12 protein-coding genes are annotated in these 14,601 nt (G+C 73.2%); 3 read left to right on the plus strand and 9 right to left on the minus strand.

The features are described 5' to 3' along the window. Positions 1-280: 280 nt before the first annotated feature. Complete coding sequence (locus IE255_RS21215) at positions 281-748, plus strand: hypothetical protein (protein WP_190051936.1); 468 nt, start codon at positions 281-283, stop codon at positions 746-748. Here IE255_RS21215 and IE255_RS21220 read toward each other — a convergent pair. The 6 genes from IE255_RS21220 to rpe form a co-directional block, all read right to left on the minus strand. Then, positions 745-1,197 carry an Lrp/AsnC family transcriptional regulator gene (locus IE255_RS21220; RefSeq protein WP_190051937.1) on the minus strand — a complete coding sequence of 151 codons (453 nt, stop codon included), beginning with the start codon at positions 1,195-1,197 and terminating at the stop codon, positions 745-747. The two genes, IE255_RS21215 and IE255_RS21220, sit on opposite strands and share 4 nt — an antisense overlap. Positions 1,198-1,207: 10 nt before the next feature. Continuing rightward, positions 1,208-2,677, minus strand: a complete 1,470-nt coding sequence (locus IE255_RS21225) for an amino acid permease (protein WP_190051938.1) — start codon at positions 2,675-2,677, stop codon at positions 1,208-1,210. A 298-nt stretch (positions 2,678-2,975) separates the two neighbouring features. Beyond that, positions 2,976-4,418, minus strand: coding sequence for a GuaB1 family IMP dehydrogenase-related protein (locus IE255_RS21230; RefSeq protein ID WP_190051939.1), 1,443 nt, complete (start codon positions 4,416-4,418; stop codon positions 2,976-2,978). 108 nt (positions 4,419-4,526) lie between these two features. After that, a complete protein-coding gene (locus IE255_RS21235; protein WP_190051940.1) occupies positions 4,527-4,898 on the minus strand; it encodes a barstar family protein in 372 nt (123 codons plus the stop codon). A gap of 3 nt (positions 4,899-4,901) precedes the next feature. Next, on the minus strand, positions 4,902-5,945 hold the full coding sequence (locus IE255_RS21240) for a sugar-binding transcriptional regulator (RefSeq protein ID WP_190051941.1): 1,044 nt from the start codon (positions 5,943-5,945) through the stop codon (positions 4,902-4,904). A 78-nt stretch (positions 5,946-6,023) separates the two neighbouring features. Then, the gene (gene rpe / locus IE255_RS21245) at positions 6,024-6,710 is read right to left on the minus strand and encodes a ribulose-phosphate 3-epimerase (protein WP_190051942.1); all 687 of its coding nucleotides are present in this window, start codon (positions 6,708-6,710) and stop codon (positions 6,024-6,026) included. A 140-nt stretch (positions 6,711-6,850) separates the two neighbouring features. Between rpe and IE255_RS21250 the strand changes: the two genes are divergently transcribed. Then, positions 6,851-8,992 carry an MMPL family transporter gene (locus IE255_RS21250; protein ID WP_190051943.1) on the plus strand — a complete coding sequence of 714 codons (2,142 nt, stop codon included), beginning with the start codon at positions 6,851-6,853 and terminating at the stop codon, positions 8,990-8,992. Here the strand turns inward: IE255_RS21250 and IE255_RS21255 are convergent. Continuing rightward, on the minus strand, positions 8,973-10,400 hold the full coding sequence (locus IE255_RS21255; protein WP_190051944.1) for an RsmB/NOP family class I SAM-dependent RNA methyltransferase: 1,428 nt from the start codon (positions 10,398-10,400) through the stop codon (positions 8,973-8,975). The genes IE255_RS21250 and IE255_RS21255 overlap by 20 nt on opposite strands. 119 nt (positions 10,401-10,519) lie before the next feature. Beyond that, entirely contained in the window at positions 10,520-11,452 is a 933-nt protein-coding gene (fmt, locus tag IE255_RS21260; protein WP_190051945.1) for a methionyl-tRNA formyltransferase, read from the minus strand. Positions 11,453-11,778: 326 nt separating this feature from the next. Here fmt and IE255_RS21265 point away from each other — a divergent pair, with 326 nt between their 5' ends. Further along, entirely contained in the window at positions 11,779-12,324 is a 546-nt protein-coding gene (locus IE255_RS21265; RefSeq protein ID WP_190051946.1) for a hypothetical protein, read from the plus strand. Positions 12,325-12,428: 104 nt separating this feature from the next. On the opposite strand, the gene IE255_RS21270 is transcribed toward IE255_RS21265, so the two are convergent. Next, positions 12,429-14,588 carry a primosomal protein N' gene (locus IE255_RS21270; RefSeq protein WP_190051947.1) on the minus strand — a complete coding sequence of 720 codons (2,160 nt, stop codon included), beginning with the start codon at positions 14,586-14,588 and terminating at the stop codon, positions 12,429-12,431. Between the last annotated feature and the right edge of the window lie 13 nt (positions 14,589-14,601).

Here is a 14,601-nt window from a genome sequence, read left to right on the forward strand (position 1 = left end):
TCCCGTAAGGACCGATCGGACGCCGGAGGTACGGCGGCCGAGGCGGTCCTCGGGAGGCACGGCGGGTGGATCAATGTCGCCAGGTCATGACACCGATGGTAGGCGGACCGGCGTCTGGAGCACAGGGGGAATGCCCTATGGGCGTCCTCCGCCGGGAGGAGGTGGGCGGCGCGCGTCTCCGCCGAGCGGCAGCGGGCGTCCGCCCGCCGGAGGAGGCCTGGGCGGGGAACGGCGCGCGAGACTGGCGGGGGAAGCCGAACCCGCCGGCGAAGGGATCTTCATGGACGCCGCCGTACGCCTGTCCCTCCCGTTCGTCGACGAGCACACGACGGTTGTCGCCGCGGACGCCGGTGTCGTGTGGCGGGAGCTCGGTGAGGTTCTGGACCGCTCCTTCGGGGGTGGGCGAGCGGCCGGGTACGCGACGCTGGTCGGCTGCGCCGACCGCACGGCGTCCGGGCCCCGCCCCCTTTCCCAGGGCGCGACGATCCCCGGTTTCCGCGTGGCTTCCGCGGTTCCGGGCGCGGAGCTGGTCCTGATCGGACGCCATCACTTCTCGACGTACGCCCTGATCTTCCGCCTCGACGGGGCCGGCCCGGGGCGCACCCGGCTGCGAGCCGAGACCCGGGCGCGGTTCCCCGGCCCGGCCGGCGCCCTCTACCGGCAGCTCGTCATCGGCACCGGCGGCCACGCGCTCGGCGTACGGCGGATGCTGACGGCGGTCCGCCGACGGGCCGACAGGAAACGCTAGGTCGGGGACCCCGACGAGAAGCGCCGCAGCAGTGGTGACAGCACGAGCACGGACTTGGTCCGCTCGACGAACGGCTCCCCCGCGATCCGCTCCAGGACCCGTTCGAAGTGCCGCATGTCGGAGGCGAAGACCTGGGCGATCGCGTCCGCGTCCCCGGTGACGGTGGACGCGGCCACGACCTCCTGGTAGCGCTCCAGGCCTCGCTGGATGGTCTCCGGGGAGGTGTTGCCGCGGCAGTAGATCTCGACGAACCCCTCGGTCTCCCAGCCGAGGGCGCCCGGGTCCACCCGTACGGTGAAGCCGGTGATGGCTCCGGTGGCCCGCAGCCGGTCCACGCGCCGTTTCACGGCGGGCGCGGACAGGCCGACGATGTGGCCGATGTCGGCGTAGGAGCGACGGGCGTCCTCGGCGAGGGCGTGCACGATGCGTTCGTCGAGATCGTTCAGCACAGTGGGTCGGTCACTTCTCGGATGGTGCGAGTCGGGAACGGCGGTAGCCGTACACGAAGTAGAACACGAGCCCGGCGGCCATCCAGACACCGAAGACCACCCAGGTCACGGTCGACAGGCTGCCCATCATCCAGAGGCAGAAGGCGAAGCCCAGCGCAGGCAGCACCGGGGAGAGCGGCACCCGGAAGGTGCGGGGCAGGTCCGGCTTGGTCCGGCGCAGCACCACGACGGCCACGTTGACCAGCGCGAAGGCGAACAGGGTGCCGATGCTGGTGGCGTCGGCGAGCTGCCCGAGCGGGATCGCGGCGGCCAGGACGCCGCAGAACAGGGACACGATCAGGGTGTTGGCGCGGGGCGTGCCGGTCTTCGGGTGGACCTTGGCGAACACCTTGGGCACCAGCCCGTCGCGGGACATGGCGAACAGGATGCGGGTCTGGCCGTAGAGCACGGTCAGGACGACGCTGGCGATGGCGATGACGGCGCAGAAAGCCAGCAGCGTGCCCCAGAAGGTCTGGCCGGTGACCTCGCGCATGATCTGGGCGAGGGCGGCCTCGGAGTCGGTGAAGTTCTTCCAGGGCTTGGCACCCACGGCGACGGCGGCGACCAGGACGTACAGCGCCGTGACGATGACGAGCGACAGCATGATCGCGCGGGGCAGGTCGCGCTGCGCGTTCTTGGCCTCCTCGCCGGCGGTGGAGGCGGCGTCGAAGCCGATGTAGGAGAAGAACAGCGTGGCGCCGGCCGCGCTGACCCCGGCCATGCCGAGCGGCATGAAGTTCTCGTAGTTGCCGGAGCGGAAGCCCTGGACGCCGATGGCGCAGAACAGCACCAGCGCGCCGATCTTGACGATGACCATGACGGTGTTGGCACGGGCGGACTCGCGGGCACCGCCGAGCAGGAACGCCATCGCCAGGAGCACGACGATCAGCGCGGGCAGGTTGAACACGCCGCCGTCGCCGGGCGGGGCGGACAGCGCGGCCGGGATGGTGACGCCTATGGTCCCGTCGAGCAGTTCGTTGAGGTACTCGCCCCAGCCGACGGCCACGGCGGCGACCGACACGCCGTACTCCAGGACCAGGCACCAGCCGCAGACCCAGGCGATCAGCTCGCCCATCGTTGCGTACGCATAGGAGTACGAGGAGCCGGAGACCGGGATGGTGCCGGCCAGCTCGGCGTAGGACAGCGCCGAGAACAGGGCGGTCAGGCCGGCGATGACGAAGGAGAGCGTGACGGCCGGGCCCGCCTTCGGGACGGCCTCGCCGAGGACGACGAAGATGCCGGTGCCGAGGGTGGCGCCGATGCTGATCATGGTGAGCTGCCACAGCCCGAGAGAGCGCCGCAGCGACCCTCCCTCACCCTGGCCACCCTCCGCGACCAGGCGTTCCACGGGCTTGCGGCGCATGAGACGCGCGCCGACGCCGGGGGACGCGGGGGCGGCTGTCTGGCCTGGATTCTGCGGGGGTGCGCCTTGGTCGAGCACGCGCTGGCTCCTTCATCGCTGCCGGTCAGGGCGGCAGGGACTGGGGGCACCCTTGAGCAGGGACCCACCGAGCGGTGTCCCCGCCACGCCACGTACGAGGCGACAGCCTACGAGGCGCGGCGTTGCTGTCGAAATGCAGCAACCTTGCGCATGCCCGCAAGATCATTGCGTTCCTGGGGGATGACCGGAGGTTCGTTGCACCGCTGCTTTCGACTGTTGCGCGCCAAAACGCGTACGGCCCCCGCCTCTCCCTGCCGGGCAGGTCGAACGGGGGCCGTACGAAGGGGCGTTGGGCGCGTCAGTTCCAGCTGGCGTGCAGCGGCTTGCCCTCGGCGTAGCCGGCGGCGCTCTGGATGCCGACGATGGCCTTCTCGGCGAACTCCTCCAGGGAGCCGGCACCGGCGTAGGTGCAGGAGGAGCGGACGCCCGCGATGATCGAGTCGATCAGGTCCTCGACGCCCGGGCGGGCCGGGTCGAGGAACATGCGGGAGGTGGAGATGCCCTCCTCGAACAGCGCCTTGCGGGCCCGGTCGTACGCCGACTCCTCCGAGGTGCGGTTGCGCACGGCACGGGCCGAGGCCATGCCGAACGACTCCTTGTAGGCGCGCCCCTGCGCGTCGTGCTGGAGGTCGCCCGGGGACTCGTAGGTGCCCGCGAACCAGGAGCCGATCATCACGTTGGACGCACCGGCCGCGAGGGCCATGGCCACGTCACGGGGGTGGCGGACACCGCCGTCGGCCCACACGTGCTTGCCGTACTTCCTCGCCTCGGCGGCGCACTCCAGGACGGCGGAGAACTGCGGCCGGCCGACGCCGGTCATCATGCGCGTGGTGCACATGGCGCCGGGTCCGACGCCGACCTTGACGATGTCGGCGCCCGCCTCGATCAGGTCGCGCACACCGGCGGCGGCGACGACGTTGCCCGCGACGATCGGCACCCGCGGGTCGAGGTCGCGCACCAGCTTGAGCGCGCTGATCATCGACTCCTGGTGGCCGTGCGCGGTGTCGATGACGAGCGTGTCGACGCCCGCGTCCAGCAGCTGCTGGGCCTTGCCGGCGACGTCGCCGTTGATGCCGACGGCGGCGGCGATCCGCAGCCGTCCCCGCGCGTCGGTGGCCGGCTTGTACAGCGTGGCGCGCAGGGCGCCCTTGCGGGTGAGGATGCCGGAGAGCTTGCCGTCCTCGTTGACCGCGGGGGCGAAGCGGCGGTTGGCGTGGTCGAGGGTGTCGAAGGCCTGGCCCGGGTCCAGGTCCGCGTCGACGAGCAGCAGGTCGCGGGACATGACCTCGGAGAGCTGCGTGAAGCGGTCGACGCCGGACAGGTCGGAGTCGGTGACCACGCCGACCGGCTTGTGGTGCTCGTCGACGACGACACCGGCGTTGTGCGCGCGCTTGGGCAGCAGCGACAGCGCGTCCGCGACCGTCTGGTGCGGGGACAGGATGATCGGGGTGTCCAGGACCAGATGGCGGCTCTTCACCCAGGAGACGACGTCGGTGACCACGTCGATCGGGATGTCCTGCGGTATCACCACGAGGCCGCCGCGGCGGGCCACGGTCTCGGCCATGCGGCGCCCGGCGATGGCGGTCATGTTGGCGACGACGAGCGGGATGGTGGTGCCCGTGCCGTCCGGGGAGCTGAGGTCGACGCCCTGCCGGGAGCCGACCGCGGAGCGGCTCGGCACCATGAAGACGTCGTCGTACGTCAGGTCGTACCCGGGCTGGATGTCATTGAGGAAACGCACGTGCTGCACATCCCAGTCGATCAGAGGTGACCCCCCGACCGGCCGGCCAGGGGGAAAGAGCACGTACTTCATTCTCCCATGCCGGATGCGCGAACGTCCCCCAGCAGATCATCCAGGCTGGTCAGGGGGCCGCTCGGAGGATTCTCCAAGGCCGAGGGTGACGAAGAGGCCCGGGCCCCGGTCCGTCGCCTCGGCGAAGATCTCCTCAGCGACCTGCCACTCCTCGGGCCGCGTCTCGGCGTACGTCCGCCAGCCCCGGACGACGACCAGCAGCCCCCGGTCCACGGCGCCCTCGGGCCACAGGGCGGGGTCGGACAGGCAGTCGGCGAGAGCGTCCCAGTTGCGGCCGAACCACTCGGGCAGGGACAGGTCACGGGCGCAGCGGTCCATGAGGCCCGCCTTGTCCGTGACCCCTTCGAGGTCCAGGACGACCACGATCCGGCCCGCCGGGTCGTGCACGCCGTGGGTCTGGCCGACCACCCGTCAGACTCCGTCCGGGTCGGCCCGGTTGAGCGCGGACCTCGGCGTCGGGCCCGCCGTCATCAGGTAGTCCGCGGCCGACGTGTCCGTCACCAGGCTGGTGACGAGCCCGGAGCGCAGCACCGCGTCGATCGCGGGCCCCTTGCGCTGTCCGCCCGCGATCGCGACGACCTCGGGGATCCGGCGGAGCTGGTCGGCCTTGACCGTGATGCACCGCTCGCCCAGGTCCCGGCCGACGCGGCGGCCCTCGGCGTCGAAGAGGTGCGCGGACATCTCGGCGGCGACACCGAGGGAGGCGTAGTGGGCGCGCTCCTCCTCGGTGAGCATGTCGTGCACCGTGGAGATGCCCGGCTCCCAGGAGCCGATGGAGACGCAGGCGACGGTGACCTTGTCGAAGTGCTCGAAGGCCCGCGCGATCCCCGTCTGGTTGCGCAGTGCCGTGGCCGTGGCCGCGTCGGGCAGCAGCATCGGCGCGTAGATGGGGTGGGCGTCGCCGCCGGACACCTGGGCGGCGCGGCGGACGGCCTCGACCGAGCCGCGCTCGGCGGTCCCGGCGTCGTAGACGCCCGTCAGCTGCACCACCGTGCAGGGCGGCAGCCGGTCGAGCGCCGCCGCCATGTGGATGGTGGAGCGGCCCCAGGCCAGGCCCAGCACGTCCCCTTCGTTGACCAGTTCGCCGAGCAGGTCGGCGGCCACCTCTCCCAGGTTCTCGGGGTCGGGCGACTCCTCGGCATCGGCCGGGGACTCGACCACGACGGCGTGCCTGAGGCCGTAGCGGGCGCGGAGCGCGTCCGAGCGCTCGGCGTCCAGCTCCGCAGGCACACGGATCTCGATGCGTACGAGATCCCGTTCGAGGGCGGTCTCCAGGACCCGGGCCACCTTGAAGCGGCTGACGCCGAACTCCTCCGCGATCTGGATCTTGGACTTGCCCTCGAGGTAGAAGCGGCGGGCCATGGCCGCCGCCTGCACCAGCTCAGCGGGTCCCATCCGCATGGCTGACCGGCCCGCCGACATACCCGACACGGCGATCTCCTCACTGCTGTTCACACTCTGGATTCGCCGTTCATCCTTGCAGATCCGGCGCGGATGATCAGCCCTGATGGGAGCCGTTCACTTTGCTGTGGCTCAGTGGTTGCAGGCCCAGGAGGCCTTCGCCGTCGTCGCCTCGGCCTGGGTGCGTAGTGCACGTACCGCCTCTGCCGGGTCGTTTGCCCCGTAGACCGCCGATCCGGCCACGAAGACGTCGGCTCCGGCGTCCGCGCAGCGCTCGATGGTGGAGGCGGAGACTCCGCCGTCGACCTGGAGCCAGAGCTCCAGTCCGTGCTTGCTGATCAACTCGCGGGTACGGCGGATCTTCGGAAGCATGATGTCGAGGAAGGCCTGTCCCCCGAAGCCCGGCTCGACCGTCATGATCAGCAGCATGTCGAGCTCGGGGAGCAGGTCCTCGTACGGCTCGATGGGGGTCGCGGGCTTGAGCGCCATGGAGGCGCGGGCGCCCTTGGCCCGGATCTCCCGGGCGAGCCGGACCGGGGCGGCGGCCGCCTCGACGTGGAAGGTGACGGAACCGGCCCCCGCTTCCACGTACTGGGGCGCCCACCGGTCGGGGGCCTCGATCATCAGATGGCAGTCCAGCGGGGTGTCCGTCGCACGGGCGAGCGACTCGACGACCGGCACGCCGAGCGTGAGGTTCGGGACGAAATGGTTGTCCATGACGTCGACGTGGAGCCAGTCGGCTCCCTCCACGGCCTTCGCCTCGTCCGCGAGGCGGGCGAAGTCGGCGGACAGGATGCTGGGGTTGATCTGCACGGCCATGCCCTAAGCCTGCCATGCCCTCCGGGGGTTGTGGGCATCGGTCTCGGGCGAGGACGGTGGTACGGCGGCTGCGGGCCGTGTGTGGTTGCTCGCGCAGTTCCCCGCGCCCCCTACGGGGCGCCTCCGCGGAAGGGGATGTGATGAAACAGGGCGTTGCACACCTCGTCTGCGGGCGGCGGGCCAAGTGGCTGGTGTTGGTTTTGTGGGTGGTGGTGTTGGTTGTCGCCGCGCCGTTCGCCATGAAGCTGGCCGATGCGCAGGACAACGACGCCTCGTCCTGGCTGCCGGGGTCCGCCGAGTCGACTCAGGTGCTGCAGGCTTCCGAGGACTTCCGGCCGGAGCAGATCCCGGCGGTGGTGATCTACGCCCGGGACAGCGGGCTGACGGCGGGGGACCGGGCGGAGATCGCGGAGGACGTGCGGCAGCTCAAGGAGCTGCGGGAGCACGGCATCCGGGGTGCGGAGACCCGGGGGCCGGTCTTCGACCGGCAGGCCGATCCGCGGGCGGCGCAGGTGTTCGTGCCGATCACGATGGACGAGGAGGGCTGGGAGCGGATCGCGCCCGCCGTCGACTCCATCCGGGAGGACGTCGGCGAGGGCGGCGGCGGGCTGGCCGTGCACATCACGGGCCCGGGCGGCACGTCGGCGGACTTCGCGGAAGCCTTCGAGGGCATCGACTCGACGCTGCTGTTCGCGGCGATGACCGTCGTCATCGTCATGCTGCTCATCACCTACCGCAGCCTGACCCTGCTGCTGGTGCCCCTGATCGCGGTGGTCTGCGCGCTGTTCGCCTCCCAGGCGCTGATCTATCTGCTGGCCGAGCACGCGGGTCTGACGGTCAACGGCCAGAGCGCCGGCATCCTCACGGTGCTCGTGTTCGGCGCGGGGACGGACTACGCCCTGCTGCTGGTCGCCCGCTACCGGGAGGAGCTGCGCCGGCACGAGGACCGGCACGAGGCGATGGCCCTGGCGCTGCACCGCGCCGGCCCCGCGGTGCTCGCCTCGGGCGCGACGGTCGTGCTGAGCATGCTGGTGCTGCTGGCCGCCGAGATGAACTCGACGAGCGGCCTGGGTCCGGTCGCCGCGATCGGCGTCGCCGTCGCCCTGCTGGCGATGATGAGCCTGTTCCCAGCCCTCCTGGTGATCTTCGGCCGGTGGATCTTCTGGCCGGTGGTCCCGCACCTCGGCTCCCCCGAGCCGACCGAGCGGGGCGTCTGGGCCCGCATGGGCCGCCGTATCGCCCGCCGCCCGCGGATGATCTGGGCCGTGACGGCACTGGTCCTGGCGGTCTGCTCGCTGGGCCTGATCCAGCTGCGCGCGGAGGGCATCGGCAACGCCGACGCGTTCACCGGGAAACCGGACTCCATCACCGGCCAGGAGGTGTCGGCGCGCTACTTCCCGGCGGGCAGCGGCGATCCCCTGGTCATCGTCAGCGACCGGGCGCAGGCCGAGCAGGTGGGCCGCGCGGTCGCCTCGACGCAGGGTGTGGTCCCCCAGTCCCTGGGCCTGCCGCCCGGCGCGAAACCGGTCGTCGAGGGCCGGGTCCTCTTCGAGGCCACCATGACCGCCCCGGCGGACAGCGAGGCCGCCAAGGAGACGGTGGAGCGGGTCCGGGGGGCCGTGCACGCGGTGCCCGACGCCGACGCGCAGGTGGGCGGCGGTACGGCGGCCCTGCTGGACATGGACAGGGCGACCACGCACGACAACGTGCTGATCATCCCGCTGGTGCTGGTGGTCGTCCTGATGATCCTGTGCGTGCTGCTGCGCGCCCTGATCGCCCCGCTGCTGCTGATCGGGACGGTGATCCTGTCGTTCGCGGCGGCGCTCGGCATCAGCGCGCTCGCGTTCCGGTACCTCTTCGACTACGCGGGCGAGTCGACGGACTTCCCGCTGTTCGTCTTCGTCTTCCTGGTGGCCCTGGGCATCGACTACAACATCTTCCTCACCACGCGCATCCGCGAGGAGGCGGCCCGCCAGGGCACCGGACCGGGCGTGGTCACCGGTCTGGCCGCCACCGGCGCGGTCATCACCTCCGCCGGCCTGGTCCTGGCCGGCACCTTCGCCGCCCTCGGCACCCTCCCGATGGTCGCCTTCGCCGAGATCGGCTTCGCGGTCGCCCTCGGCGTGCTGCTGGACACCTTCGTCGTGCGGTCGATCCTGGTGACGTCGCTGTTCCTGGACGTGGGCCCGAAGGTGTGGTGGCCGCACCGGCTGGCGCGGGAGGACGGCGGTGCGGCGGCCCGGGAGAGCGTCGCGGCGGGGGTCAGCCGGTCCGGCGAATGAGCGCCAGATACATGGCGTCGGTCCCGTGCAGATGCGGCCACAGCTGCACGTCGGGCCCCTCGCCCAGGTCCGGTACGCCGGGCAGCAGCGGCCGGGCGTCGACGAGCTCGGTGTCCGGGAACTGCTTGAGGACGTCGGCGACCACGGCCCGGGTCTCGGCAAGATGCGGCGAGCAGGTCGCGTAGCCCACGACCCCGCCGACCCGCACCGACTCCAGGGCGGTCCGCAGCAGCCCGCGCTGGAGCGGCGCGAACCCCTCCAGGTCCTCCGGCCGGCGCCGCCAGCGCGCCTCGGGACGGCGCCGCAGGGCACCGAGCCCGGTGCACGGCACGTCGACCAGCACCCGGTCGAAGCTGCCCGGCCGCCAGGCCGGACGCGTCCCGTCCGCGGCGATCACCTGATACGGCCCCGGGTTGCCCTCCAGCGCCCTGGCCACGAGCCCGGCTCGGTGGGTCTGCTTCTCGGAGGCGACGAGGGCGGCGCCCCGCTGAGCCGCGAGCGCGCCGAGGAGCGCGGCCTTGCCGCCCGGGCCCGCACACCCGTCCAGCCACCGCCGGTCGGGCCCCTCCAGCGGCGCGTTGGCGAGGGCGATCGCCACGAGCTGGCTGCCCTCGTCCTGCACGCCCGCGCGCCCGTCCCGCACGGCCGCGATGGCGCCCGGCTCCCCGCCCTCGGTCAGCCGCACGGCGTACGGCGACCAGCGCCCGGGCACGGCGGCGTCCTCCCCGAGCAGTTCCTCGGACGTCGCCCTGCCGGGCCGCGCCACCAGGGTCACCTCGGGCCGCTCGTTGTCGGCGCGCAGCAGCTCCTCGATGCCGGCGCGCCCGCCGCCGAGGGAGTCCCACAGCGCGGACACGACCCACCGCGGGTGCGAGTGGACGACGGCGAGATGGTCCTCGGGGTCGTCGTCGTAGGCCGGCGCGACCCGCTCCAGCCAGCCGTCCAGATCGTCCTGCGCGACCTTCCGCAGCACGGCGTTCACGAACTTGGCCCGTCCGTCGCCCAGCACGACCCGGGCGAGCTCGACGGTGGCGGACACGGCCGCGTGCGTCGGGATGCGCGTCCCGAGCAGCTGGTGCGCGCCGAGGCTCAGCACGTCCAGCACCGGCGGGTCGACCTCACCGAGCGGCCGGTCGACACACCGCTCGATGACCGCGTCGTACGTCCCTTGCCACCGCAGCGTTCCGTACACCAGCTCGGTGGCGAGCGCCGCGTCCCGGGCGTCGAACGCCTCGGGCCCCTCCTTCTCCCGCGCCTTGCGCAGCAGCGGCGGCAGAACGAGGTTGGCGTAGGCGTCCCGCTCGTCCACGGCCCTGAGCGCCTCGAAGGCGAGGATGCGGACGGGGTCCTTCTTGGGCCGACGGTAGGGCTTGCCGGACGTGCGGGGCCGACGGGGCTGGTCGCTCACGAAAAAGGTGCTCCGGGTGTGAGATGAAGTGCGCCCTCCAGCCTACGCCGCAGCTCCGTGCGAGCCCGGGCCAGGTGGCCGACGCGGTGGGACGTCACGGTGGACGTCATGGTGGGACGTCAGGCCCCGAGCCGCTCCCCCTCGGTGATCCGCACCCCGCGCGCCCAGTCCGCCGCCCGCATCGGCTTCTTGCCCTGCGCCTGCACCCACAGCAGCTCCACGCCGTGGGAGCCGGTGCCGACGTACACGTTGTTCTTCCCGGCGGAGATCCGCCCCGGGGCGAGCCCCGTCCGCTCCGGCACGGGCGCGACCTGGACGAGCTTCAGCCGCTCCCCGCGGAAGGTGGTCCACGCGCCCGGGGCGGGGGTGCACCCGCGCACCACCCGGTCGACGCGCAGCGCGGGCGCGTTCCAGTCGACCCGGGCGTCCTCGACGTTGACCTTCGGGGCCAGGCTGACCCCCTCGGCCGGCTGCGGCACGGCCTTGAGCGTGCCGTCCTCGATCCCGTCCATGGTCGCCCCGAGCAGCCCCGCACCGGCGAAGGCCAGCCGCGTCAGCAGGTCCCCGCTGGTGTCGGTGGGCCGGATCTCCTCGGTCACCGTCCCGTACACCGGCCCGGAGTCGAGCCCCTCCTCGATCAGGAAGGTCGACGCCCCGGTGATCTCGTCACCGGCCATGATGGCGTGCTGCACGGGCGCGGCACCGCGCCAGGCCGGCAGCAGGGAGAAGTGCAGATTGACCCAGCCGTGCACCGGGACGTCGAGGGCGACCCGGGGCAGCAGCGCGCCGTAGGCGACGACGGGGCAGCAGTCCGGCCCGATCTCCCGCAGCCGCTCCAGGAACTCGGGGTCCTTCGGCTTCGCGGGCTTCAGCACCTCGATCCCGGCCTCCTCCGCCCGCTCGGCGACGGGCGACGCGACGAGCCTGCGCCCGCGCCCGGCCGGCGCGTCGGGCCGCGTGACGACAGCGGCCACCTCGTGCCGCCCGGAGGCGAGAAGAGCGTCCAGAGCGGGAACGGCGACCTCGGGTGTACCGGCGAAGACGAGCTTCATGGGGTGGTGAAGGCCTCTCGGGCGGGGGTCGATGACGGGCAACGCCCAAGTCTATGAGCCGCAACCGGAAAGGCGCCGACGGCGCTCAGCCCCCACGGGAGAGCCGGGCCTCTCGGCGAACAGTCACGGGCGGTGCGCGGGTGGGAGACAAAGAGCCGATGGCCGTAGGCCGAGGCGCACACCCCGCGCAAACGGGCGCACGCCTATGCCCCCACGCCCCCACACCGTGACCCGCGGAGCGAATCCGCGTTGGTCAAGACAGAGTTGACCACATCGGGCCGCGATCGCGGCCCATTCCTTTCAACGCCGGTTCGAGAGGCTTGTTCATGGCCGACCACGCAACCCACGACGCCCAGGCTCGGGCCAGCCTGCACTTGCTGGTGCGGGACATCGAGCGGGTCCGCCGGCAGGTGGACGCACTGCGCACGCTCACCGCCCAGTTGGGCAACGTCTACCGCCCGCGCCGCTCCGGCCCCTCCACGGGCTTCGTCGTCTACGGACGCGCCCCCGCCCCGACGGTACGTCTCGCCCAGGAGCTGCGGGACAGTGTCGAGACCCTGGTCACGGCGGCCGTGGACTTCGACCGCTCACTCGGCTTCTCGTGGGACGCCGTGGGCTCCGCGCTCGGAGTCACCAAACAGGCGGTCCACCGCCGTTACGGCGCCCGCCGTGCCACGGCCCAGCCGATCGCGACCGAGCCGGAGCGCACGCCGGAGCCGTCGAGCACCCGCACGGTCAGTGTGAACACCGGCCTCCCCACGGTGCCGACGGTCCCCGCGGCCCGCTCCATGCCCACGCAGCCGACGGCAGGCAGCCCGGCACTCCGCGACGAGGCGAGGCCGACGGCCTTCCCGGGCCCGCGCAACGGCTGACATATCTCTGCCCCCACCGGCCCTGCCCTCCCGGAAGGCCTCCGGGAGGGCAGCCGCGTATCCGGGCGATGTCCACCGGCACCAGCGACACCAGTGACACCCCCTCAGCCGATATCAGCCGGATCGATCCGCACCCAGACCCCCGTCCCACTCCCACTTCCGCTCCCCCGAGCCATCCGCGCGGCCTGGGCCGCCTTGAGCGCGGCGGCCAGCGCTGCCCCCTTCCCCGGCGGCACCCGCACCAGCGCCCGCTCCCACTGCTCACCGGGCGGCGGCGCCCCCGCCCGCCGCGGTCGCCCCGCGGCGGCAACCGGCAGCGGCACCGGCCCCAGCACCTCGGCCTCCGGCGGCAGTTCGGCCGTACGGAGGAAGTCGGCCACCGCCTCCCCCGGCCCCGACACGGCCGCCATCCGCGACACCGGCGGGAAACCCAGCTCGGCCCGCTCGGCCAGCTCCCGCACCGCGTGACCGACGGGGTCCCACCGTACGAGCGCCTGCACGGGCCGCAGCGTCGGTTCGGCGACGACCACCACCGTGCCGCCGGCCGACTGCGGCCGGACGAGGGACGCGGCCGCGATCCACCGCCGCAGCGCGTCCTCCCCGGCCCGCAGATCGGGCCGCCCGAGCATGGCCCACCCGTCCAGCAGCAGCGCCGCCGCGTAACCGCCCTCGGCGACGGGCTCGGCCCCCGGCGTGCTCACGACGAGCGCGGGCGCCCCCGGCACCGTGTCGAGCACGTGTTCCCGCCCCGAGGTCCGCACCGGCACGGCGGGGAAGGCGCGTCCGAGTTCCTCGGCGGTGCGCCGGGCACCCACGACCGAGGCGCGCAGCCGGAAGGAACCGCACTCCGGGCAGTGCCAGCCGCCCTCCTCCCGGCCGCACCACCCACAGCACAGGGCACCGCCGTCCCGCGTCTCCAACGGTCCCGAGCAGTGCCGGCAGCGGGCGGGTGCCCGGCAGACGGCGCACGCCATGCGCGGCACATAGCCCCGCCGGGGCACCTGCACCAGCACCGGCCCCTGCCGCAGGCCGTCCCTGACGGCCTGCCAGGCCAGGGTCGGCAGCCGGGCGGCCCGGGCGGCCTCGTCGCGGGCGAGATCGCCGTCCCCCACGGTCCGTACGAGCGGAGCGGCTCCCCGCACCTGTTCCCGTCCGGCGACGAGCGGCCGGGCCCAGCCGCTCTCGACGAGCTGCGCGGCCTCCACCGTGCAGGCCCAGCTGCCCAGCAGGAAGCCGCACTTGTCCTGGGCGGCCCGCAGCAGGAGCACCTCGCGGGCGTGGGGCTGCGGGGCGTGCTGCTCGCTGTGGCTGTCGTCCCCGTCGTCCCAGAGGGCGACCAGCCCGAGGTCCTGGACCGGCGCGAACATCGCGGCCCTGGTGCCGATCACGGCCCGCACGGATCCCCGCCGCACCGCGAGCCACTGCGCGTACCGCTTCTCCGGACCGGCGTCGGCGGTGAGCACCGCGTGCCGCCCCTCCCCCAGCAGGGACGTCAGCGCGGCGTCGACCCGCGCGACGGACCGCCCGTCGGGCAGGACGACGAGCGCCCCGCGGCCGGAGGCCAGCGCCGCCGCGACGGCCCGGGCCAGTTCCTCGCTCCACTGCGGTCCGGGCAGCGCGTTCCACACGGCCCGGGGCGCGCCGCCGGAGGCCAGCGACTCCAGGAAGGCAGCTCCCCGCTCGTACCGCTGCCAGGACCCGGCCTCGGGCGCCGGGGGCGGCGGCAGGGGCTCGGGGGAGGCGCGCTGCTCGGCCCGTGCGTTGCGCGGGGGCACGGCGAGCTGGAGGACGTCGGCGAGACTGCCCGCGTACCGGTCGGCGACCGCCCGGGCCAGCCCGAGCAGTTCCTCGCTCAGCACCGGCTCGGGCGAGACGACCTGGGCGAGGGCGGCCAGCGGCCCGGAGTAGTCGGACTCGGCCAGCCGCTCGACGAGAAACCCGTCGATCAGCCCGCCGCCCTCGCGGCGGCCCTCCCGCACCCGGTGCCGCCCGGCCCCGAACCGCACCCGCACGCGCACGCCCGGCTGGGCCTCGGCGTCCAGTTCCTCGGGCACGGCGTAGTCGAAGTACCGGTCGAGATGCAGCACGCCCTTGTCGACGAGCACCCGCGCGACGGGCAGCTCCTTGGCGAGCGCGGCCCCCCGCCACGTCCGCGGCTTGGCCCGGGGCGTCTTCGCCTTCCGCACGCTCTCCCGGATGAGCGCGAGCTGCTCGGGCGGCACACCCTCGGCACCGCCACCCGCCTGTCCGTTCTCGCTGCTCACGCTTGCATTCTTA

Source organism: Streptomyces lomondensis (assembly GCF_014651035.1).
Taxonomy (GTDB): domain Bacteria; phylum Actinomycetota; class Actinomycetes; order Streptomycetales; family Streptomycetaceae; genus Streptomyces; species Streptomyces lomondensis.

What these genes read in the sequence shown, in the direction of transcription:
- IE255_RS21215 (WP_190051936.1), top strand. Translation starts at nt 281, where the DNA reads ATGGACGCCGCCGTACGCCTGTCCCTCCCGTTCGTCGACGAGCACACG.
- rpe (WP_190051942.1), bottom strand. Translation starts at nt 6,710, where the DNA reads ATGGCCGTGCAGATCAACCCCAGCATCCTGTCCGCCGACTTCGCCCGC.
- IE255_RS21250 (WP_190051943.1), top strand. Translation starts at nt 6,851, where the DNA reads ATGAAACAGGGCGTTGCACACCTCGTCTGCGGGCGGCGGGCCAAGTGG.
- fmt (WP_190051945.1), bottom strand. Translation starts at nt 11,452, where the DNA reads ATGAAGCTCGTCTTCGCCGGTACACCCGAGGTCGCCGTTCCCGCTCTG.
- IE255_RS21265 (WP_190051946.1), top strand. Translation starts at nt 11,779, where the DNA reads ATGGCCGACCACGCAACCCACGACGCCCAGGCTCGGGCCAGCCTGCAC.